Genomic DNA, 20788 nt, shown 5'->3' with positions numbered 1-20788 from the left:
CGGATTAGCGCTTGTTGAGCGCGTCGTAAAGTTCGGGGCGGCGGTCGTTGAAGTAGCGGTTGGCGTTACGCGAATCGATCATCAACTGGCGATCCAGCTCACCGACGATCAAGGCTTCGTCCAGTCCGGCCTGGGCGATACGGCTGCCATCCGGTGCGGCAATGCTGCTTTGCCCGCAGTAATGGATATCGCCTTCGTGGCCGCAGTAGTTGGCGTAAGCCACGTAGCACTGGTTTTCAAAGGCGCGGGAGCGCACGGAAACATCGGCAATGAAATCGAAAGGAATCATGTTGGCGGTCGGCACCAGGATCAGCTCGGCGCCTTCAAGGGCCAGGCGCCGGGCGTTTTCCGGGAATTCCAGGTCGTAGCAGATCAGGAAACCGAGCTTCCAGCCGTTGAGCTCGACGATGGGAAACTCGCCATCGCCGGGGCTGAACATCGAACGGTCCAGATCGCCGAACAGGTGCGTTTTACGGTAATTGCACAGGCGCTCGCCGTTCGAATCGATCAGTTGCACGGCGTTGTAAATCTGTCCTTCGGCGGTGCGCTCCGGGTATCCATAGAGAATCGCCAGGCCGGCAGCCTTGGCGATCCGTCCAACCTGCTGCGCCCACTCACCGTTATAGACCTCGGCCAATGTCGCGACCGCTTCCTTGCCGATGTTGTAGCCGGTCAGGAACATCTCCGGCACCACCAGCAGATCGGCGCCTTTGGCCTCCATCGCCAGTTGATGCAGGCGCTGGAGGTTGGCGGCCGGTTCCAGGGGCAAAGGTGGACATTGGTAAAGGGCTACACGCATCGGGGATTCCTCTTACTCGGGCAGGGCGATCGGGCCGATGTCGTTGAACACATCACCCGGGCCGGGGTTCTCTTTATGTGTGGACCCGCCGAAGTGCTTCATGATTCCCCACACCGCATTGAGCGAGGTTTGTACCGCGCCTTCAACCCAGGCAGGCGTCCACGATACGTCGTCGCCGGCGATGAAAATCCCACGCTGCTCCGGTGGCATATCGTCCTGCATGAAATGCGCGTACATGCGCTGGTTATAGCGATAGTGACCGGGCAGGGCGCCTTTGAATGCACCGAGGAAATGCGGGTCGGCTTCCCAGGATACGGTGATCGGATCGCCGATGATCCGCGCGGCGATGTCGACTTTCGGGTAGATCTTCTTCAACGCATCGAGCGCCAGTTTCACGCGTTTTTCCACCGGATGCGGGAGCATTTTCAGCGCATCGCTCATCCACGAGTACGACAGGCAGATCACGCCTGGCTTGTCGTCACCGTTGTCGAACAGATAGGTGCCACGGGTCAGGCGATCGGTGAGGGTCATGCTCATCAGGTCGCGGCCGGTTTCCGGGTCCTTGTCCTTCCAGAACGGACGGTCAACCATCACGAAGGTCTTCGACGATTGCATGTAGCGCGTGCGGTCGAGGGCCATCCACATTTTTTGCGAGAACAGGGTTTCGTCGCACTCGATCTGGGTGGTCAGCAGCCAGCTCTGACAGGTGGTGAGTACGGCGGCGTATTCGCGGGTGTCGCCGTTGTTGTCGGTGACCGCGAAACGCCCGTCAGGCGCGTGGGCAATTTTCTTCACCCCGGAACGTGGCGCGCCGTGGTGCAGCGACTTGAGGCTGGTGCCTTGCGGCCAGTGTACGCAGCGTTCCGGCGCATGACGCCAGATGCCTTGTGGCACTTGTTCCACACCGCCGACCACCAGGTGTTGGTGGTCGTCGCAGTTGGTCATCACCACGCGGAAGATTTCCAGCATCGAGTTGGGGAAGTCCGAGTCCCAGCCGCCGGTACCGAAACCGACCTGGCCGAACACTTCACGGTGATGGAACGATAGCTTGGCGAAGGCTTTCGACGTGGCAACGAAATCGTAGAACGTGCGGTCGTCCCAAAGCGGTACGAGGGTGTTCCACAGCTCTTTGAGGCGCGGCACATCGCGGTCGCGGATCGCTTGCTGGATATCGGCAAACTGCGAGCCGGCCTCCAGAGCGTCGGCCCAGGCGTCAGCCACTTCCTGGAACAGTGCAGGAAGATCCTTCAGGCTCTGTGCGTAATGGGTTTTGCCTTCCAGGTCGATCACGGTACTGCCGGAGGCCGGGGTCAGCGGGTTGGGGAAGGGCTTGGTTTCCAGACCGAGTTTGTCGACGTAGTGATAGAACGCGGTGGAGGATACCGGGAAGCGCATGCCGCCGAGCTCGGCGACGATGCCGTCAGTGCCGTTGAATGCCTGGGAGCGCAGACGGCCGCCGAGCTTCGAGGCCTCATAAACGACCGGTTTCAAACCGAGTTTCATCAGTTCGTAAGCCGCCACCAGACCTGCGATGCCGGCACCGACGATTGCCACTTCGGCACCGTGGTTGTGCTCGGGAATGCTACCCAGACCGGCCGGGTGTTCGATCCAGTCGTCGAAGGCGAACGGAAAGTCCGGGCCGAAAATGGTGATCGGTTTCTTACCGTCTGCAGGATGGCGATTGTTCTTGTTCATGGCTGACCTTGCTGGCGACCCGACGCCGGATGCGCGTCTGAGTATAGGAAAAGATGCCAGCCATTCTAGGGAGCGTAGAACACGTTAATAAGACGCAAAGTGTCGTCTATTTGAGTGTTGCTGCTGCAATATGACGACAATGTTGGTCAGACTGGATGCCCGCGATCGATTTTGCTGCTGAGGATGATCGAGGTCGTGGTCTTGTCCACGCCATCTACGCTGCCGATCTGATCCAGCAGTTGATCCAGCTGTTCTGGCGAGTCGGTACGCAGCCACGCCACGTAATCAAATTCGCCACTCACCGCACACAGCTGCTGCACCTGGGCCATCGCACTCAACCGTCGCAGCACCTCTTTGCCGGAGCGCGGCTGCACCTTGATCCCGACATAGGCCTGCAACCCGCCATCCACGACACGCTGGCCCAGACGCACGCCGTAGCCAGTGATGACTTTGGCCTTTTCCAGTCGTGCGAGACGTGAGGTGACCGTGGTGCGGGCAATGCCGAGCTGCCGGGCGAGCATTGCCACGCTTTCGCGGGCATTGATCTGCAGGGCGGCAATCAACTGGCGATCGATTTCATCAAGCACGGGTGGGCGGATGTCGGACAAGGGACTTCTCCACGCAGATACGAAAAAGCCGCACATATGTGCGGCTTTTTGATGTTTGGTGGGCCCACACGGACTTGAACCGTGGACCAAAGGATTATGAGTCCTCTGCTCTAACCAACTGAGCTATAGGCCCTCAGTAGGCCGCGGATTATAGCGACGGTTTCTCGGCTGTGCTATCCGAAAAATCTGATACGGCTATACGAAGAAACGTCGCGGCGAACTCTTCGGGTGGCAGCGGCAGGCTGACGATGTAGCCCTGGATCTGTTCGCAGCCCTCGGCGGTGAGGAATTGTTGTTGGGCCTGGGTTTCCACACCTTCGGCGATCACGGTGAATTGCATGCTGCGCCCCAGGGCGATGATGGCGCGGACAATTGCCGCGTCGTGCGGATCGTCAGGCAGGCCGCGGACGAAAGACTGGTCGATCTTGAGGATATCCAGCGGCAGGCGCTTGAGATAACTCAGCGAGGAATAACCGGTGCCGAAGTCGTCGATGGCCAGTTGCACGCCGAGGTGTTTGAGTTGGTGCAACACTGCCAGCGCCTCTTCGGCCTGGCTCATGATGAAGTTTTCGGTAATTTCCAGTTGCAGTAAATCCGGCCTCAGGCGGTTGTCCTTGAGCAGCTGTTCGATGCGCCCCAACAGGTTCGGCTGGCGCAGTTGCGCGCCGGCGAGGTTGACCGACAACGGGCCCAGGGATTCATAGATCTGTCCCCATTCGAACATTTGCCGACAGGCGGTTTCCAGCACCCAGTCGCCGATTTGCAGAATCATGCCGTTCTCTTCCGCCAGCGGGATGAAATGCTCCGGCGGCACCTCGCCGAAGGTCGGGTGACGCCAGCGGATCAGGGCTTCGGCCCCGACCAGACTGTGATCGTCGAGGCTGATTTTCGGTTGATAGTAGAGGTACAACTCTTCGCGCTCGATGGCCCGGCGCAGTTCATGTTCCAGCGCCACCCGTTCGCTGGCCTGGGCGGTGAGGTCCCGGGTGTAGCTTTCGACGCGATTACGACCCTTGGCCTTGGAGCGATACATCGCCGCGTCGGCGTTCTTGATCAGGGTGGCGACGTCGCAGCCGTCGCGGGGATAGAGGCTGGTGCCGATGCTGGCGCTGATGAAGAACTCATGCTCGCCGGCTTGAAACGGTGCGGCGAAGCAATTCAGCAGTTTGGTGGCAATGTTGTCTGCATCAGCGGCCTGTTGCAGGCCCGGTAGCAGGATGATGAATTCATCGCCGCCCAGCCGCGCCACCGTGTCGATATCGCGAAGCTGTTCCTTGAGGCGCACGGCGATGCCTTTGAGCAGCAGGTCGCCGACCGGATGGCCGAGACTGTCGTTGATGTGCTTGAAACGATCGAGATCGAGAAACAACACCGCGCCCAGGCTGTCGTTTTCCTGCTGACTGTTCAGCGCCATCAACAGGCGGCTTTCGAACAGTGTCCGGTTTGGCAGACCGGTCAGCGGGTCATGGTGGGCCTGGTAATCGAGTTTGGCCTGAGCGTGCTTGAGGCTGGAAATATCGGCAAACACCGCGACGAAGTGAGTGATGAACCGGTCGCGGTTGCGCACGGCGCTGATGGTCAGCCAGCTGGGGTACAACTCGCCATTCTTGCGCCGGTTGGAGATTTCGCCTTGCCAGTGGCCTTCGTCGGTCAACTGGTGCCACATCGCCGCATAAAATGCGCTGTCATGCAGCCCGGAAGCCAACAGGCGTGGGGTATGGCCTAGCGCTTCGCTTTCGCTGTAGCCGGTAATTTCCGTGAATGCGCGGTTCACTGCGCTGATGTGCTGCTGGGTGTCGGTAATCAGCACGCCCTCGGCGGTGCTTTCGAAGACGGTTGCGGCCTGTTGCAATTTTTCCTGCATCAGGTGGCGTTCGGTGATGTCACGGGCAATGGTCAGCATGCAGTCTTCGTCGCCGATCGGCAGCGGCCGGCTGGACACTTCGCAGAGGCGGATCTGCCCGTCGCTGCGGCGGATGTGACAACTGAAGTCACGGACGAAACCGTCACGGTGCAACAGATCGAGCATCTGTTTGCGTTCGTTGAGGTTGACCCAGATCCCCAGATCCAGTGCCGAACGATCCACCGACATGGCGCTGTTGAAACCGGTGATGCGGCTGAAACCTTCATTGACCTCCAGCAACAGACCATCACTCTGGCGTGACAGCAGCAGGCCGTCCGGCGAGGCGTGAAAGGCCTTGGCGAACTTTTCTTCGGAGGTTTGCAACTGCTGTTGGGTTTCCTTGAGCTGCGTAATGTCGCGCACCACGACGACCAGCGCCGGTGTCGTGTCGAGTTCGAACGGTTCGGCGGAAATCAGCCCGGTGAACACCTGCCCATTGTTGCGACGAAAGGGCATCTCCAGGTTGCGAATGCTGCCGGCCTGCAGGCGTTGCAGCAGGCCGGGACCCACGCCGGGAATGCCCCAGATATTGAGTTCGGTGGCGGTCTGGCCAATGACGTCTTTGGCTTTGAGCCCGATCTGTTCCTCAAAGGCTTCGTTCACTTCCAGCAGGCAGCCGTCGGATAGCCGGGCGATGACCAGAATATCCGGGCATTGCTGGAACACGGAGGCGAACTTCTGCTCCGACAGGCGCAGGGCCTCTTCGGTACGCTTGGTTTCACTGATATCGATCATCAGGCCGCGCATCACCGGCTCGTGGCCATGCTCGATGAGGCTGACGATGTCGCGCACCCACAGGCAGCGGCCATCAGCGGTGATCACCCGGTAATCGAGACTGTGATCGCGCCCGGCGAGGACCTCGTGATCGCAGAAACTCTGTGCGCGGGTCAGGTCGGCGGGATGGATGATGTTGCGCCAGAAACCCGGGATCAGCCAGTGCGACAGGGGGTAGCCGAGCAGATCCTCGGCGTGGGGCGACACGTAGCTGTAGGTGAAGTCGCTGATCCGTGCCTCCCATGCAATGGCCGACAGGCTCTCCACCAGCCCGCGATAGTGGTATTCGCTGCTGCGCAGTTCCTGTTCAAGGTCGATACGTCGAGCGATTTCCGAGCTCAGGCGGCGGTTGATACGGATCACCACCGCCAGCACGATCACCAGCAGCAACAGGCCTGGCAGGCCATAGACCAGCAGATCCGACCAGAATGTCCGATGATCGAGGACGTTGCCCACCCAGTGTTCCTGGATGCTGCTGATCTGCTCAGGGGACATGTCGGCCAGGACTTTGTCCAGAATGCCCACCAGCATTTTGCTGTCGCGGGGAACCCCCATTGCCAATTGATAGCGATAAGGGGTTTCGCCGCTGACATACAGCCCGTCGAGCTTGAGCTGGCGCAGGCTCCAGACACTGGAGGCGAGGTCGCCGACCACCGCGTCCACCTCATCGGTGGCCAGGGCCTGCAACGCCGAGCTGACATTAGGCATGGCCACCAGATTCAGATCGGGATGATGGGTACGCAGGAGCTCATGGGGGGCGTAGTTTTCGACGACCGCGATCTTCAGCCCATACAGCTCCTCGATCTTGCGCGGTTGTGGACCGCCGACGTGGGCGAGGATGACGATCGGAAAGTCCAGGTAAGGGCGAGTGAATGCCAGATAGTTCTGACGTTCCGGGGTGGACATGATGCCCGGCAGCAGATCGATCGTGCCGTTTTTGGCCTGTTCGAGCACGGCTGTCCAGCTTGAGGGTTCGACGGGCGTAAGTTTGATGGCCAGGCGTTGGCGGATCACGTCGATATAGTCCGCGGCCAGGCCCTGATAGCGGTTCTGGTCGTCGCGAAACTCGAATGGCGGCCACGAAGCATCGACACCCAGGCGCAAATCCGGGTGAGCCGCCAGCCAGCTACGTTCTTCGTCGGTCAGAGTCAGCGCGTCAGCCGTTGCGGTCCAGATCATCAGTGACAGCAAAAAGAGCACGGACGCCAGTCTGGGCATAACGGTCTCGGTATGGCTCGGGGGAATGTTTCGAGTGTAGACGGGCTGTGCGCGAGGGGGGGAGTGCGAGGTATTTAATATGCCCTGAAAAACAAAACCCCCGGCCTGGGCCGGGGGTTCTGGTATCACTCGTCGAGGAACGAACGCAGGTGTTCGCTTCGCGTCGGGTGGCGCAGCTTGCGCAGCGCCTTGGCTTCGATCTGACGGATCCGTTCACGGGTCACGTCAAACTGTTTGCCCACTTCTTCGAGCGTATGGTCGGTGTTCATGTCGATACCGAAACGCATGCGCAGTACCTTGGCTTCACGGGCAGTCAGGCCGGACAGTACTTCGCGAGTCGCTTCTTTCAGGCTCTCGACAGTGGCGACATCGATTGGCGACTGCATGGTCGAGTCTTCGATGAAGTCACCCAGATGAGAGTCTTCGTCATCACCGATCGGGGTTTCCATGGAGATCGGTTCCTTGGCGATCTTCAATACCTTGCGGATCTTGTCCTCAGGCATCTCCATGCGCTCGCCCAGCTCTTCCGGGGTCGGCTCGCGACCCATTTCCTGCAGCATCTGGCGGGAAATACGGTTGAGCTTGTTGATCGTCTCGATCATGTGCACCGGAATACGAATGGTGCGGGCCTGGTCGGCGATCGAGCGAGTGATCGCCTGACGGATCCACCAGGTGGCATAAGTCGAGAACTTGTAACCACGACGGTATTCGAACTTGTCCACCGCTTTCATCAGGCCGATGTTGCCTTCCTGGATCAGATCGAGGAATTGCAGGCCACGGTTGGTGTACTTCTTGGCGATGGAAATCACCAGACGCAAGTTCGCTTCAACCATCTCTTTCTTTGCACGGCGAGCTTTCGCCTCACCGATCGACATGCGACGGTTGATGTCCTTGATCTCGGCGATGGTCAGGCCGGTCTCGGTTTCCAGCGCGGTCAGCTTCTGCTGGCAACGGATGATGTCCGGTTGCACACGGGCGATGGCTTCGGCGTACTTGCTCTTGCCTTTGGCCAGGGCGTCGGACCAGCTTTCGTCGACTTCGTTGCCCGGGAACTGACGCAGGAAGTCGGCGCGCGGCATACGTGCATCACGTACGCACAGTTGCATGATCGCGCGCTCTTGCTGACGCAGACGATCCAGGGCGCTGCGAACACGCTCGACCAGGGCTTCGAATTGCTTCGGCACCAGTTTGATCGGCATGAACAGCTCGGCCAGCGCCAACAGTTCGGCAATCGCCGCCTTGTTGTGACGACCGTGCTTTTTCAGGGCCTTGCGGGTGATTTCCATCTGATCGGCGACAGCACCGAAGCGCTGTGCGGCAATGACCGGATCCGGACCGCTTTCGGCTTCTTCTTCGTCATCGGAAGCTTCGGCATCGTCATCGTCGTCGGATTCTTCGGCTTTCGCCGCTTTCGCGTCGATCGGCGGCGGCACTTCGGCGGCAGGCGGCGCAATGCCGTCGTCCGGGTCGATGTAACCGCTCAGAACGTCGGACAGGCGACCACCTTCGGTGGTGACCCGAGTGTACTCGGAGAGAATGTGGTCAACCGTGCCGGGAAAGTGCGCGATTGCGCTCATCACCTCACGGATGCCCTCTTCGATACGTTTGGCGATTTCGATTTCGCCTTCACGAGTCAGAAGCTCGACCGTACCCATTTCACGCATGTACATGCGCACTGGGTCAGTGGTGCGACCGATATCGGTCTCCACCGCCGCCAACGCAGCGGCTGCTTCTTCCGCAGCGGCCTCGTCGGTATCGGCGTCGGCCAACATAAGGGCGTCCGCATCCGGAGCACTCTCGTGTACGGGGATCCCCATGTCGTTAATCATGCGGATGATGTCTTCCACCTGCTCCGGATCTGAAATATCCTCGGGCAGGTGGTCGTTGACCTCGGCGTAAGTCAGATACTTCTGCTCACGACCCAGTTTGATCAACTCAATAATACGAGACTGCTGTTGCGCTTTTCCGGACATAACACCCTATCCACTGAAGGTCTTGGCGGGCAAAAAACAAGCCGAGGATTATACCTGAGCTATGACCTCACGCGCCAGTTGAGGTCGGGTTTGATGCAGGAACATCCCGTTTGAGCAATTCGAGCAGCAAAGATTTTTCTTCGGTGCTCAGATCGCTTTGACGTGATTTCCTGAGAAGTTGTTCCAGCTTTCGCTCGCGCTGGCGGGCTGACAAGCTAGTTATGGTGTCGAAAAACTGTTGTTCAAGGTTTTCTCCGTTGATCAACCACTCCTTTTCTGCCAGGCGGGTCAGCAATCGACCTTGTTCGGTGCCATGCCATCGCGAGATCAACTGAAAAGAGTTTAGCTGAGGATTCTTTTGCACGGCTTCCAGTGAGGCCACCAGCAGTTGGGTATTGGTATTGTCTTCATCCGCGAAATGGCTGGCCGTCTCGACCTTCAGCGCCAGTTGCGGGTGATGGATCACCGTTCGCAGGGCGGCCATGATCGGTGGCTCGACCGGGGCCGGTACTCTTGGTGCGCGCGGTTGATCGCGATCACCGCCACGCTTGCCGTTCTTGTCCCAGGTTTTTTTGTCCCATTTCTTGCCGCCGGCGCCGGGTTTTTTCGGGGTCCATTCCTGCTGCGGCACATACATGTCCTGTGCCTGTGGCTGATGGTAGTCGCTGAAGTCCGGCATCGCGTCGTAATCGATGCCCGGATCGTAGGCGGGCGGCGCTTCCTGCGGCGCGCTCTGAGCAAGCTGGCTGACGGTCTCGTTGCTCAGACCGGTGATTTCGGTCAGGCGCTGGCGCATCAGGATCCGCAGATTGGCCCCCGGCACTTTATCGATCAGCGGTGCGGCAAGCGTCGCCATATGCGCCTTGCCTTCGAGCGAACGTGGGTCGGCCTCTTCGGTCAGTTGCTGGAAGAAGTAGTCTGCCAGGGGCTGCGCGTGCTGATTGATCCGTGCACGGAAGGCGTCTGTGCCCTCGGCGCGGATCAGGGTGTCCGGGTCCTCGCCTTCGGGCAGGAACAGGAACCGTGCGCGGCGACCGTCCTGCAGGCTGCTCAGTGTCGCTTCCAGTGCGCGCCATGCGGCGTTGCGGCCGGCCTGGTCGCCGTCGAAGCAGAACAAGACGTTCGGCACTACGCGAAAAAGACGCTTCAGGTGCTCTTCGCTGGTGGCTGTACCCAGCGTCGCGACGGCATTGCGCAGGCCTTGCTGGGCCAGAGCGATGACGTCCATGTAGCCCTCGACGACGATGATTTCGTCGAGGTTGCGGTTGTTCTTGCGGGCTTCATACAGGCCGTAGAGTTCCTGGCCTTTATGGAATACCGGGGTTTCCGGCGAGTTCAGGTATTTCGGCTTATCGTCGCCGAGGACCCGGCCGCCAAAGGCGATGATGCGCCCGCGAGTGTCGCGGATCGGGAACATCACGCGATCACGGAAGCGGTCATAGCGCTTGCCTGTTTCGGCGTTCTCGATCAGCAGGCCGGCATCGATCATGGCCTTCTGCTGCAGGGTGTCGCTGCTCAGGTGCTTGTACAGATTGTCCCAGCCCGGGGGAGCGAAGCCGAGGCCGAAGTCCCGGGCGATCTCGCCAGTCAGGCCGCGACCCTTGAGGTAATCCACTGCCGCCTTGCGTGCCGGATGGCTCTTGAGCGCCTGCCGATAAAAGTCGGCGGCGGCGCTGAGTAGCGGGTACAGCGGTGAGTCGGTCGGCTGGCGCGGTTTGTGCGAGCGGCCGCCTTCTTCGCGCGGCACTTCCATGCCGGCGGCTTTGGCCAGATCCTCGACGGCCTGGGGGAAGTCCAGGTTGTCGTGATCCATGAGAAAGCCGAGAGCGTTGCCACCTGCGCCGCAGCCGAAGCAGTAATAGAACTGCTTGTCGGGGCTGACGCTGAACGACGGGGTTTTCTCTTTGTGGAACGGGCAGCAGGCGGTGTAGTTCTTGCCGGCCTTCTTCAATTGCACGCGCGAGCTGACCACGTCGACGATGTCGGTGCGGTTCAGCAGGTCGTCAATGAAGCTCTGGGGAATCAGCCCGGCCATGGCGTTCTCGTCGTCTGCGCTGTAATGAGTCCGATGCGAAGGGCGGCCGGACGCGGGTCATGCTTGAAAGCGCACGAAGAGTGCGGCTCGACCGGTGTCGTCTGCGTAATCGCTGTCGGGAAGTGTATCTGCCGAAAATCCACTGACGTTAGTACCTATCAGTCTTCGACTATTTGAAAGTGTTGCGCTGAATCCGCTGACGGCCGGTTGATGGCCTCGGATAGCTCAATAAAGCGGGCACGCAAGCAGGTGCCTTGGGCTGATCGTCGTAAGAGGAATCAGTGGGTGTGCTCGTCAGTAGCCTTGAAAGGCTCGTCAGAAAAGACGTGCACCGCTGGCAAAAGAGCCAGGCCTGACGCGGTGAAGCGGATTTGTCTCGGTCGCGTGTGCGGCTTCGACGGTGAAGCATCAAGCGTTTTACGCAAATGCCATTAGCCCGGCTGAGGGCCGGGCTTGGCAGAAGCTTGCTACGATCGTCTGTGTATTAGTACAGACGAACGGCGCGGCGCTGTTCGCGCTGAACTTTCTTGGCGTGACGCTTGACAGCGGCTGCTGCCTTGCGCTTACGCTCGGAAGTTGGCTTCTCGTAAAATTCGCGGCTACGAACTTCAGCCAGTACACCGGCTTTTTCGCAGGAGCGCTTGAAACGACGCAGAGCTACGTCGAAGGGTTCGTTCTCTTTAACTTTGACGGCTGGCATCCAGAGCTACCTTCATTCATTACCGGGGTCAACATCCTCGCGGCAAAAGAGCACTTGAAGACGTCGGTTTTTAAGGGTTGCGGATGTTAACCCCTCAACGCTCGGAATGCAAAGCCTCTGATCGAAAACCGCTGGTCGGGGCATCCAGTGGCGACTATTATGCGCGCCTTCGAATTCAGCCTAAACAAGGCGCAAACCCATGCTAGTACTGGGATTAGAAACTTCCTGCGACGAAACCGGCGTCGCTTTATACGACAGTGAGCGCGGCCTGCTGGCCGACGCACTGTTCAGCCAGATCGACCTGCACCGCGTCTACGGCGGCGTCGTGCCGGAGCTGGCATCGCGCGATCACGTCAAGCGCATGCTGCCCTTGATCCGTCAGGTGTTGGCAGAGGCTGACTGCGTGCCGACCGAGATCGACGCCATCGCCTATACCGCGGGTCCCGGCCTGGTCGGGGCTTTGTTGGTCGGGGCCTCCTGCGCCCAGGCGCTGGCATTTGCCTGGGGTATTCCGGCACTCGGCGTGCACCACATGGAAGGCCACTTGCTGGCACCGATGCTGGAGCCAAAACCGCCGGAGTTTCCGTTCGTCGCTTTATTGGTGTCCGGTGGTCATACGCAGTTGGTTCAGGTCGATGGTATCGGCCAGTACAGCCTGCTTGGCGAGACTCTCGATGATGCTGCAGGCGAAGCCTTCGACAAGACTGCGAAGATGATGGGCCTCAATTATCCGGGCGGGCCGGAAATCGCCAAGCTGGCGGAGAAGGGCGTCGCAGGACGTTTCACTTTCCCGCGTCCGATGTGTGATCGCCCGGGCCTGGATTTCAGCTTCAGCGGTCTGAAGACCTTCGCCCTCAACACCTGGCAGCAATGCGTCAGCGCCGGGGACGACAGCGAGCAAGCCCGTTGCGACATCGCGCTGGCGTTCCAGCAGGCCGTGGTGGAGACTTTGACCATCAAGTGCAAGCGTGCGCTGAAACAGGCCGGCATGAAGCGTCTGGTGATCGCCGGTGGCGTGAGTGCCAACAAGGCGTTGCGGGTTTCGCTCGAGAAAATGCTCGGCGACATGAAGGGCGATGTGTTCTACGCCCGCCCCGAATTCTGTACCGATAACGGCGCGATGATTGCGTTCGCCGGTTGCCAGCGTTTGCAGGCCGGCCAGCAGGAAAGCCTGGCGATCAGCGTGCAGGCGCGCTGGCCGATGGAGCAATTGTCGGCGCTGGGATGAGCGACGCTCACGTGTGCTATTTAAAAATGCCGTTCGCGCCCGGCAAACAGGTCGCGTAGATTGCCCCGGTGACGCCAGACGATCAGCAGCGTGAGCGTGCTCATCGGCAACAGCGCCGCCGGTTCCTGCCAGGCCAGCAATGGCAGGGTCAGGGGCGTGGCGATCAGGGCCGCCAGCGAGCTGGTGCGGGTCAGGTAGAACGTCAGCAGCCAGGCACACACGGCCAGCAGAGCGGCAGGCGGATACAGGCCCAGCAGCATGCCGGCGGCCGTGGCGACGCCCTTGCCACCGCGAAAGCGGAAGTACAGCGGGAACAGGTGACCGATCACGGCAAAGACGCCGATCCACGCCTGATCCTGCAGCGAGAGGCCCGATGCCGAAGCGATCAGCACCGGCAGCAGGCCTTTGCACAGATCGCCCAGCAGGGTCAGGATCGCGAGTTTGCGGCCGGCCAGGCGCAGCATGTTGGTGGCACCGGCATTACCCGAGCCACTCATTCGCGGGTCCGGATTTCCGGTCAGGCGGCTGAGCAAAATGGCGAAGGACAGAGAGCCGAGCAGGTAGGCGAGGATCGCCAGTAACCAAAACATGCTAACTATTCCGGGCGAGGACGCCCTGATTCTAACGGCGCATTGCGCCCTTGTCGTGCAGTGGAGAGAAGTGCTTGGACAGAGTGTTTATCGAGGGCCTGGAAGTCGACACCGTGATCGGTGCCTACGACTGGGAGCGCGGCATCCGACAGTGCCTGCGTCTTGATCTGAGCTTCGCCTGGGACAACCGTCCGGCCGCAGCCGGTGACGACCTGACCCTGGCGCTCGATTACGCCAGTGTTTCCACGCGGATCCAGGCTTTTGCCGAGCAGGCTCAGTTCCAGTTGGTCGAAACCTTCGCCGAGCGCCTGGTCGAAGTGCTGATGAACGAATTCAAGATCACCTGGGTGCGCCTGAAGCTGACCAAGCCTGGCGCGGTTCCAGCCGCCAAGGGTGGTGTCGGTGTGGAGATCGAGCGCGGATGTCGCTGACTCAGGTCTATCTCGGGCTCGGTAGCAATATCGAGCGCGAAACCCATCTGCGCGCAGGTCTGGATGCCCTGGACGGTTTTCTGGTGGATATCCGCTGTTCGGCGGTGTTCGAAAGCCAGCCGGTGGGGATCAAGAGTGGGCCGTTCTTCAACTTTGTGGTCTCGGCCTACACCGATCTGCCCCTGATGGAGCTGGATCGCCGGCTGAAATTCATCGAGGCGGATAACGGTCGCTACGCCCCGGATCGCAAGGGATTGCCGCTGGACATCGATGTCCTGCTGTACGGCGAGCTGGCCGGCAATTTCGACGGGCTGATCCTGCCTCGGGCCGAGATTCTGAAAAATGCTTTTGTGTTGTGGCCGCTGTCGCTGATTGCGCCGGATCGGGTACATCCTGGGGTGGGAAAAAGCTTTGCCACCTTGTGGTCCGAGGCGCAGATCGATCAGGTACTGGCACCGGTCGGATTTGAATGGCGCGGTATTCAACTCACCTCTTCGGATTTATTGAACTGACTGACGCCATCGCGACCGGTGCGCGATGGCATCAGATGCTCTCAAGAAGACGCTGACTCCTTGTAAGCCTTCAACGCCTTGAGCCTTTCACGCTTGAGTGCTTCGCCCAGCTCCGGGCCTTTGAAACCCTTTTCCAGCAACGGTTGAACCGCAACGGCCCGGGCAGCGCTGGCGGCGCCGCGCAGGTAATCCGCCTGTGGATAACTTCGCTGTTCAAGTCCTTTGCGTCCCCGGGCGTCCATCTCGCACGCCACGATGAATGCTTCGAAGCGCTGCGGTCGACGATAAACATCAAAACTTTGCAGCAACTCCAGCAAGGTCGAAGCCTTCAGTTCCAGCGCGCGATGGCCGTGAGTGTGGTACTGACCGACCAGAAGAGCCAGTTCCTGGCAGTCCTTCGGCGCCTTGAAGCGTTCATTCACGGCCGTGATCAGCTTCAAGCCCTTGTGTTCGTGGGCGATGTGCCGCGGCCATTGCTCTTCCGGGGTCAGGCCCTTGCCGAGATCATGCAGCAGGCAGGCCCAGCGTACCGTCAGTGGTTGTTTGTGCAGGGCGGCTTGCTCAAGCACGCTCAGTGTGTGAATACCGCTGTCGATTTCCGGGTGATGAACTTCCGGTTGCGGGATCCCGAATAATGCATCGACCTCTGGCATCAGCACCTTCAGGGCGCCGCAATCACGCAATACCTGAATGAAAATCTGAGGCTGGTCTTCCATCAAGGCACGGGAAATCTCTTTCCAGCTACGCTCGGCAGTCAACGCTTCGAGTTCGCCGGACTCACTGAGCTGGCGCATCAGGTCCATCGTTTCGGGGGCCACCGTAAAACCCATTCCCGCATAACGGGCGGCAAAGCGCGCAACACGCAGGACTCGCAGCGGATCTTCGGCGAAAGCGGGGGAAACATGACGCAGAACCCGGTCTGCGAGATCGCGCTGGCCGTGGAAGGGATCGGTCAGGTTCTGCTGATCGTCTTCGGCCATGGCATTGATCGTAAGGTCGCGGCGGATCAGGTCTTCTTCAAGCGTGACCTCGGGGCTGGCGTGAAAGGTGAAGCCGCCATAACCGCGACCGCTTTTGCGCTCGGTGCGGGCCAGGGCGTACTCCTCACCGCTTTTCGGGTGAAGAAAGACAGGGAAATCCGCACCTACCGGGCGAAAGCCCTTGGCGAGCATTTCTTCGGTGGTGGCACCGACCACCACCCAATCGATATCGGTGACCGGTTTGCCCAGCAAGCGATCACGTACTGCGCCGCCGACCTTGTAAATCTGCATAAAAAACCTCCGTTGGCCCGACAGGATAACCCTTGCGCCGGACTTTCGGAGGCCAGGACGGGATCAAAGATGAATGACAGCCAGATCGAGCCGACCGTAATCCCCTTCACCGTGTTCGCTGCGGGGTGGAACGTGGTGGGTTTTCATGATCTGGTCGCCCTGCAGGGTCTCCAGATGAATGTCGAAACCCCATAGCCGATGCAGATGTTTGAGTACCTCTTCGGTGGAATCGCCCAGCGGTTTTCGGTCGTGCTGTTGGTGACGCAGGGTCAGTGAGCGGTCGCCGCGGCGGTCGATACTGTAGATCTGCACGTTCGGCTCGCGGTTGCCCAGGTTGTATTGCGCAGCAAGCGTTTCGCGAATGATCCGGTAACCGCCCTCGTCATGAATGGCGGGTACCAGCAGATCGTCTTTCTGGTCGTCATCGAGGATGCTGAACAGCTTCAGGTCGCGGATCACCTTCGGCGACAGGTACTGCAGGATGAAACTCTCATCCTTGAAGCTGCTCATGGCGAACTTGATGGTCGACAGCCAGTCGCTGCCGGCGATTTCCGGGAACCAGCGGCGGTCTTCCTCCGTAGGCTCTTCGCACATGCGCCGAATATCGCGGTACATCGCAAAACCCAGGGCATAGGGGTTGATGCCGTTGTAGTAGGGGCTGTCGAATCCCGGCTGGAATACCACGCTGGTGTGGGACGTCAGGAATTCCATCATGAAACCGTCGGTGACCAGCCCTTCGTCGTAAAGGTCGTTCATCAGCGTGTAGTGCCAGAAAGTCGCCCAGCCTTCGTTCATCACCTGGGTCTGGCGCTGTGGATAGAAATATTGGGCGATCTTGCGCACGATCCGCACGATTTCCCGTTGCCACGGCTCCAGCAGCGGCGCGTGTTTCTCGATGAAGTACAGGATGTTTTCCTGGGGCTCGGCCGGGAAGCGTGCGTTGTCCTTGTCGCTGAACTTGTCCGCGCCTTTGGGGATGGTGCGCCACAGGTCGTTGATCTGTTTCTGCAGATGCTCTTCACGGTCCTTCTGCCGACGCCGCTCTTCCTCGGCGGAAATCGGGTATGGGCGCTTGTAGCGGTCGACGCCGTAGTTCATCAAGGCATGGCAGGAGTCGAGCAGGTCCTCTACTGCGTCGATGCCGTGGCGCTCTTCGCACTGCATGATGTACTGCTTGGCGAACACCAGATAGTCGATGATCGAACTGGCATCGGTCCAGGTGCGGAACAGGTAATTGCCCTTGAAGAAGCTGTTGTGGCCATAACAGGCGTGGGCCACGACCAGTGCCTGCATGCAGATGGTGTTCTCTTCCATCAGATAAGCGATGCACGGGTCCGAGTTGATCACGATCTCGTAGGCGAGTCCCATCTGCCCGCGGCTATAGGATTTCTCGGTACTGAGGAAGTGTTTGCCGTAGGACCAGTGGTGATAGCCCAGCGGCATGCCGACCGAAGCATAGGCGTCCATCATCTGTTCGGCGGTGATCACTTCGATCTGGTTGGGATAGGTGTCCAGGGCGTAGCCGGCCGCGATCCTGGCGATTTCGCGGTCGTAGGCCTGGATCAGCTCGAATGTCCATTCGGAGCCGGTGGATATCGGTTGGCGCTTCTGCTCTTTGGCGGTCATGTCACTAACCTGCGCTGGAAGAGTTCACGGAAGACCGGATAGATATCTCCGGCCGAGACCAGCTGCTGCTGGGCAAAAGTGTCGGAAAAGGCTTCGGCGATGCGTTCGTATTCGTACCACAGGGCCTGATGTTCGCGCGGGGTGATCTCTACGTAAGTGTAGTACTGCACGAACGGCATGATCTGGTTGATCAGGATGTCACGGCAGATCGGCGAATCGTCGTTCCAGTTGTCGCCGTCGGAAGCCTGGGCCGCGTAGATGTTCCATTCGTTGCTCGGGTAGCGCTCGGCCATGATCTCCTGCATCAGTTTCAGGGCGCTGGAGACGATGGTGCCGCCGGTTTCCCGGGAATAGAAAAATTCTTCTTCGTCCACTTCCCTGGCGCTGGTGTGGTGGCGAATGAACACGACGTCGATCTTGTCGTAGTTGCGCTTCAGGAACAGGTACAGCAGGATGAAAAAGCGTTTGGCGATGTCCTTGGTCGCCTGGGTCATGGAGCCGGAAACGTCCATCAGGCAGAACATCACGGCCTTGGAGCTGGGGTTTGGCTGCTTGATCAGCAGGTTGTACTTGAGGTCGAAGGTGTCGAGGAAGGGCACGCGATGAATGCGCGCGCTGAGTTTCTCTATTTCCGCTTCCAGGTCTTGAATGTCGCCGAAATTGTCTGGTTCTTCGCGTTTCAGGCGCGCCAGCTCTTCCTTGGCCTCGCGCAGTTTGGCGCGACTGCTGCCGGACAGCGCGATTCGTCGGGCATGAGCCGAGCGCAGGGTGCGGATGATGTTGATCCGGGACGGATTGCCTTCATTGCTGATCCCGGCACGCACAGTCTTGAATGTATCGGTACCGGTCAGATTGCGTTTGACCAGGTTCGGCAGTTCAAGGTCTTCGAACATGAACTCGAGGAATTCTTCCTGGGTGATCTGGAAGACGAATTCATCCATGCCCTCCCCGGAGTTGCCGGCCTTGCCCGGTCCGCGGCCTCCGCCACCTCCTGGAGGACGCGCGATGTGTTCGCCTGCGGTGAATTCCTTGTTGCCGGGATGAACCACGGTCTGCTTGCCGCCGCGACCATGGTGAAGCACCGGTTCGTCGATATCGCGACCGGGAATGCTGATCTGCTCGCCGTGCTCCATATCGGTGATGGAACGCCGGCTGACCGCCTCTTCGACAGCCTTCTTGATGTGGTCACGGTAACGCCGCAGGAAGCGCTGACGGTTCACCGTGCTCTTGTTCTTGCCATTGAGACGTCGGTCGATCACATAACTCATGACTGCTCCTTAGAAGCTGTCCTGCAAAGGGCGAGCGGTCATGCAGCATTTAACCGAAGACTGGGGACGCAAACGCTCCCCCAAGCGCTTTGGGTGCTGCCTGAACCTTGCTAACGCCTTTTGAACACCTTCCAGAGGCCTGTGTAGCAGAAAATGCGTGCACAGACCTCGGGCTGACGACAACCGGTCTGACCGGCCGCGGTTTACTGTGATTTTCTGACCCGCAGATACCACTCGGAAAGCAGTCGTACCTGTTTGTCGGTGTAGCCGCGCTCGACCATTCGTGTAACGAAGTCGTTGTGTTTCTGTTGATCCTCTTTGCTGGCCTTGGCATTGAAGCTGATGACCGGCAGCAGGTCCTCGGTGTTCGAGAACATTTTCTTCTCGATGACCACCCGCAGTTTTTCGTAGCTGAGCCAGGTCGGGTTCTTGCCGTTGTTGTTGGCCCGTGCGCGCAATACGAAGTTGACGATTTCGTTGCGGAAATCCTTCGGATTGCTGATGCCGGCCGGTTTCTCGATTTTTTCCAGTTCCTCGTTGAGGGCGACGCGGTTGAGGATCTCCCCGGTTTCCGGATCGCGGTATTCCTGATCCTGAATCCAGAAGTCCGCATACAGCACGTAGCGGTCGAAGATGTTCTGGCCGTACTCGCTGTAGGACTCGAGGTAGGCGGTCTGGATCTCCTTGCCGATGAACTCGATATAACGCGGTGCCAGGTACTCTTTCAGGTAACGCAGATAGCGTTCGCGGGTCTCGGCCTGGAACTGTTCCTGTTCGATCTGCTGTTCCAGTACATAGAGCAGGTGTACCGGGTTGGCGGCGATTTCATGGGGATCGAAGTTGAAGACCTTGGACAGGATCTTGAACGCGAAGCGGGTCGACAGTCCGTTCATGCCTTCGTCGACACCTGCTGCATCGCGGTATTCCTGGATCGACTTGGCCTTCGGATCGGTGTCCTTGAGGTTTTCGCCGTCATACACGCGCATCTTCGAATAGATGTTGGAGTTTTCCGGCTCCTTCAGGCGTGACAGTACGGTGAACTGCGCCAGCATCTTCAGGGTGTCCGGCGCGCAATGAGCCTTGGACAGAGAACTGTTGAACAGCAGCTTGTCGTAGATCTTCACTTCGTCGCTGACCCGCAGGCAGTACGGCACCTTGACGATGTAGATCCGGTCGATGAAGGCTTCGTTGTTCTTGTTGTTGCGGAAGGTGTGCCACTCCGATTCGTTGGAGTGGGCCAGCAGGATCCCGGTGAACGGAATCGCGCCGAGGCCTTCGGTACTGTTGTAGTTGCCTTCCTGGGTGGCGGTCAGCAATGGATGGAGCACCTTGATCGGTGCCTTGAACATTTCGACGAATTCCATCAGGCCCTGGTTGGCCCGGCACAGCGCACCGGAGTAGCTGTAGGCGTCGGCATCGTTCTGCGGGAATTCTTCAAGTTTGCGGATATCGACCTTGCCCACCAGCGCGGAGATGTCCTGGTTGTTCTCGTCGCCCGGTTCGGTCTTGGCCACGGCGATCTGGTTGAGGATCGACGGGTACAGCTTGACCACGCGGAACTGGCTGATGTCGCCACCGAATTCGGCCAGGCGCTTGGTGGCCCATGGCGACATGATGGTGTTCAGGTAGCGCCGGGGAATGCCGAAGTCCTCTTCGAGGATCGCGCCATCTTCGGTGGCGTTGAACAGACCCAGCGGGGACTCGAATACCGGTGAGCCCTTGATGGCGTAGAAGGGCACTTTTTCCATGAGCTGCTTCAGCTTCTCGGCCAGGGACGATTTACCGCCACCGACAGGGCCGAGCAGGTAGAGGATCTGTTTCTTCTCCTCGAGTCCCTGGGCGGCATGGCGGAAATACGACACGATCTGGTCGATGCATTCTTCCATCCCGTGGAAGTCTTCAAAGGCCGGATAGCGGCGGATCACCTTGTTGGAGAAGATTCGCGACAGCCTCGAGTTGGTCGAGGTGTCGAGCAGCTCCGGTTCGCCGATAGCCATTAACAGACGCTCGGCGGCGGAAACGTAGGCGCTGCGATCCTTTTTGCACAGTTCCAGGTATTCCTGCAGCGAGAATTCTTCCTGGCGTGTGGACTCGAAGCGTTGTTGGAAGTGGCTAAAGATACTCATGACGTCACCTCGCTCGATACGTGGAGCCGAC

At 59.4% G+C, this 20788-nt stretch carries 15 protein-coding genes and 1 tRNA gene; 3 read left to right on the top strand and 13 right to left on the bottom strand.

Annotation, left to right across the window (positions count from 1 at the left end):
* Positions 1-4: 4 nt before the first annotated feature.
* The 8 genes from ACSPX5_RS21025 to rpsU form a co-directional block, all read right to left on the bottom strand.
* On the bottom strand, positions 5-799 hold the full coding sequence (locus ACSPX5_RS21025; protein WP_169432173.1) for a carbon-nitrogen hydrolase family protein: 795 nt from the start codon (positions 797-799) through the stop codon (positions 5-7).
* Positions 800-811: 12 nt separating this feature from the next.
* Complete coding sequence (locus ACSPX5_RS21020) at positions 812-2494, bottom strand: flavin monoamine oxidase family protein (RefSeq protein WP_085709206.1); 1683 nt, start codon at positions 2492-2494, stop codon at positions 812-814.
* Positions 2495-2640: 146 nt separating this feature from the next.
* Positions 2641-3102, bottom strand: a complete 462-nt coding sequence (locus tag ACSPX5_RS21015) for an Lrp/AsnC family transcriptional regulator (RefSeq protein WP_169432172.1) — start codon at positions 3100-3102, stop codon at positions 2641-2643.
* 56 nt (positions 3103-3158) lie between these two features.
* A tRNA-Ile gene (locus ACSPX5_RS21010) sits at positions 3159-3235 on the bottom strand.
* Between the two features lie 15 nt (positions 3236-3250).
* Positions 3251-6997 (bottom strand): bifunctional diguanylate cyclase/phosphodiesterase, encoded by a 3747-nt coding sequence (locus tag ACSPX5_RS21005; RefSeq protein WP_439820184.1) that lies wholly within the window; start codon positions 6995-6997, stop codon positions 3251-3253.
* Between the two features lie 125 nt (positions 6998-7122).
* Positions 7123-8970 carry an RNA polymerase sigma factor RpoD gene (gene rpoD, locus ACSPX5_RS21000; RefSeq protein WP_039768067.1) on the bottom strand — a complete coding sequence of 616 codons (1848 nt, stop codon included), beginning with the start codon at positions 8968-8970 and terminating at the stop codon, positions 7123-7125.
* Positions 8971-9037: 67 nt separating this feature from the next.
* Positions 9038-11005 carry a DNA primase gene (dnaG, locus tag ACSPX5_RS20995; protein WP_323159844.1) on the bottom strand — a complete coding sequence of 656 codons (1968 nt, stop codon included), beginning with the start codon at positions 11003-11005 and terminating at the stop codon, positions 9038-9040.
* A gap of 484 nt (positions 11006-11489) precedes the next feature.
* Entirely contained in the window at positions 11490-11705 is a 216-nt protein-coding gene (gene rpsU / locus ACSPX5_RS20990; RefSeq protein ID WP_002551877.1) for a 30S ribosomal protein S21, read from the bottom strand.
* Between the two features lie 199 nt (positions 11706-11904).
* Here rpsU and tsaD point away from each other — a divergent pair, with 199 nt between their 5' ends.
* A complete protein-coding gene (tsaD, locus tag ACSPX5_RS20985; RefSeq protein ID WP_207863706.1) occupies positions 11905-12933 on the top strand; it encodes a tRNA (adenosine(37)-N6)-threonylcarbamoyltransferase complex transferase subunit TsaD in 1029 nt (342 codons plus the stop codon).
* Between the two features lie 20 nt (positions 12934-12953).
* Here tsaD and plsY read toward each other — a convergent pair whose 3' ends face one another.
* On the bottom strand, positions 12954-13523 hold the full coding sequence (gene plsY / locus ACSPX5_RS20980) for a glycerol-3-phosphate 1-O-acyltransferase PlsY (RefSeq protein WP_207863705.1): 570 nt from the start codon (positions 13521-13523) through the stop codon (positions 12954-12956).
* A gap of 74 nt (positions 13524-13597) precedes the next feature.
* On the opposite strand from plsY, the gene folB reads away from it, so the two are divergent.
* Positions 13598-13954 carry a dihydroneopterin aldolase gene (gene folB, locus ACSPX5_RS20975; protein WP_034155079.1) on the top strand — a complete coding sequence of 119 codons (357 nt, stop codon included), beginning with the start codon at positions 13598-13600 and terminating at the stop codon, positions 13952-13954.
* Positions 13945-14466, top strand: a complete 522-nt coding sequence (gene folK, locus ACSPX5_RS20970; RefSeq protein ID WP_439820183.1) for a 2-amino-4-hydroxy-6-hydroxymethyldihydropteridine diphosphokinase — start codon at positions 13945-13947, stop codon at positions 14464-14466. The genes folB and folK overlap by 10 nt, the downstream gene beginning before the upstream one ends.
* A 41-nt stretch (positions 14467-14507) precedes the next feature.
* On the opposite strand, the gene ACSPX5_RS20965 is transcribed toward folK, so the two are convergent.
* The 4 genes from ACSPX5_RS20965 to ACSPX5_RS20950 form a co-directional block, all read right to left on the bottom strand.
* Positions 14508-15737 (bottom strand): multifunctional CCA addition/repair protein, encoded by a 1230-nt coding sequence (locus ACSPX5_RS20965; protein ID WP_207863703.1) that lies wholly within the window; start codon positions 15735-15737, stop codon positions 14508-14510.
* A 63-nt stretch (positions 15738-15800) separates the two neighbouring features.
* Complete coding sequence (locus ACSPX5_RS20960; RefSeq protein WP_169432165.1) at positions 15801-17363, bottom strand: SpoVR family protein; 1563 nt, start codon at positions 17361-17363, stop codon at positions 15801-15803.
* On the bottom strand, positions 17360-18631 hold the full coding sequence (locus tag ACSPX5_RS20955) for a YeaH/YhbH family protein (RefSeq protein ID WP_169432164.1): 1272 nt from the start codon (positions 18629-18631) through the stop codon (positions 17360-17362). Before ACSPX5_RS20955 ends, ACSPX5_RS20960 begins: the two co-directional genes overlap by 4 nt.
* Positions 18632-18834: 203 nt before the next feature.
* Positions 18835-20757 carry a PrkA family serine protein kinase gene (locus ACSPX5_RS20950; protein WP_064599839.1) on the bottom strand — a complete coding sequence of 641 codons (1923 nt, stop codon included), beginning with the start codon at positions 20755-20757 and terminating at the stop codon, positions 18835-18837.
* Between the last annotated feature and the right edge of the window lie 31 nt (positions 20758-20788).

It is taken from the genome of Pseudomonas sp. HLG18, from assembly GCF_051903985.1.
GTDB lineage: Bacteria > Pseudomonadota > Gammaproteobacteria > Pseudomonadales > Pseudomonadaceae > Aquipseudomonas > Aquipseudomonas fluorescens_BT.
This window is presented reverse-complemented; position numbering and strand designations above follow the sequence as displayed.

What these genes read in the sequence shown, in the direction of transcription:
- ACSPX5_RS21025 (WP_169432173.1), bottom strand. Translation starts at nt 799, where the DNA reads ATGCGTGTAGCCCTTTACCAATGTCCACCTTTGCCCCTGGAACCGGCC.
- ACSPX5_RS21020 (WP_085709206.1), bottom strand. Translation starts at nt 2,494, where the DNA reads ATGAACAAGAACAATCGCCATCCTGCAGACGGTAAGAAACCGATCACC.
- ACSPX5_RS21005 (WP_439820184.1), bottom strand. Translation starts at nt 6,997, where the DNA reads ATGCCCAGACTGGCGTCCGTGCTCTTTTTGCTGTCACTGATGATCTGG.
- rpoD (WP_039768067.1), bottom strand. Translation starts at nt 8,970, where the DNA reads ATGTCCGGAAAAGCGCAACAGCAGTCTCGTATTATTGAGTTGATCAAA.
- dnaG (WP_323159844.1), bottom strand. Translation starts at nt 11,005, where the DNA reads ATGGCCGGGCTGATTCCCCAGAGCTTCATTGACGACCTGCTGAACCGC.
- rpsU (WP_002551877.1), bottom strand. Translation starts at nt 11,705, where the DNA reads ATGCCAGCCGTCAAAGTTAAAGAGAACGAACCCTTCGACGTAGCTCTG.
- tsaD (WP_207863706.1), top strand. Translation starts at nt 11,905, where the DNA reads ATGCTAGTACTGGGATTAGAAACTTCCTGCGACGAAACCGGCGTCGCT.
- plsY (WP_207863705.1), bottom strand. Translation starts at nt 13,523, where the DNA reads ATGTTTTGGTTACTGGCGATCCTCGCCTACCTGCTCGGCTCTCTGTCC.
- folK (WP_439820183.1), top strand. Translation starts at nt 13,945, where the DNA reads ATGTCGCTGACTCAGGTCTATCTCGGGCTCGGTAGCAATATCGAGCGC.
- ACSPX5_RS20965 (WP_207863703.1), bottom strand. Translation starts at nt 15,737, where the DNA reads ATGCAGATTTACAAGGTCGGCGGCGCAGTACGTGATCGCTTGCTGGGC.
- ACSPX5_RS20960 (WP_169432165.1), bottom strand. Translation starts at nt 17,363, where the DNA reads ATGACCGCCAAAGAGCAGAAGCGCCAACCGATATCCACCGGCTCCGAA.
- ACSPX5_RS20955 (WP_169432164.1), bottom strand. Translation starts at nt 18,631, where the DNA reads ATGAGTTATGTGATCGACCGACGTCTCAATGGCAAGAACAAGAGCACG.
- ACSPX5_RS20950 (WP_064599839.1), bottom strand. Translation starts at nt 20,757, where the DNA reads ATGAGTATCTTTAGCCACTTCCAACAACGCTTCGAGTCCACACGCCAG.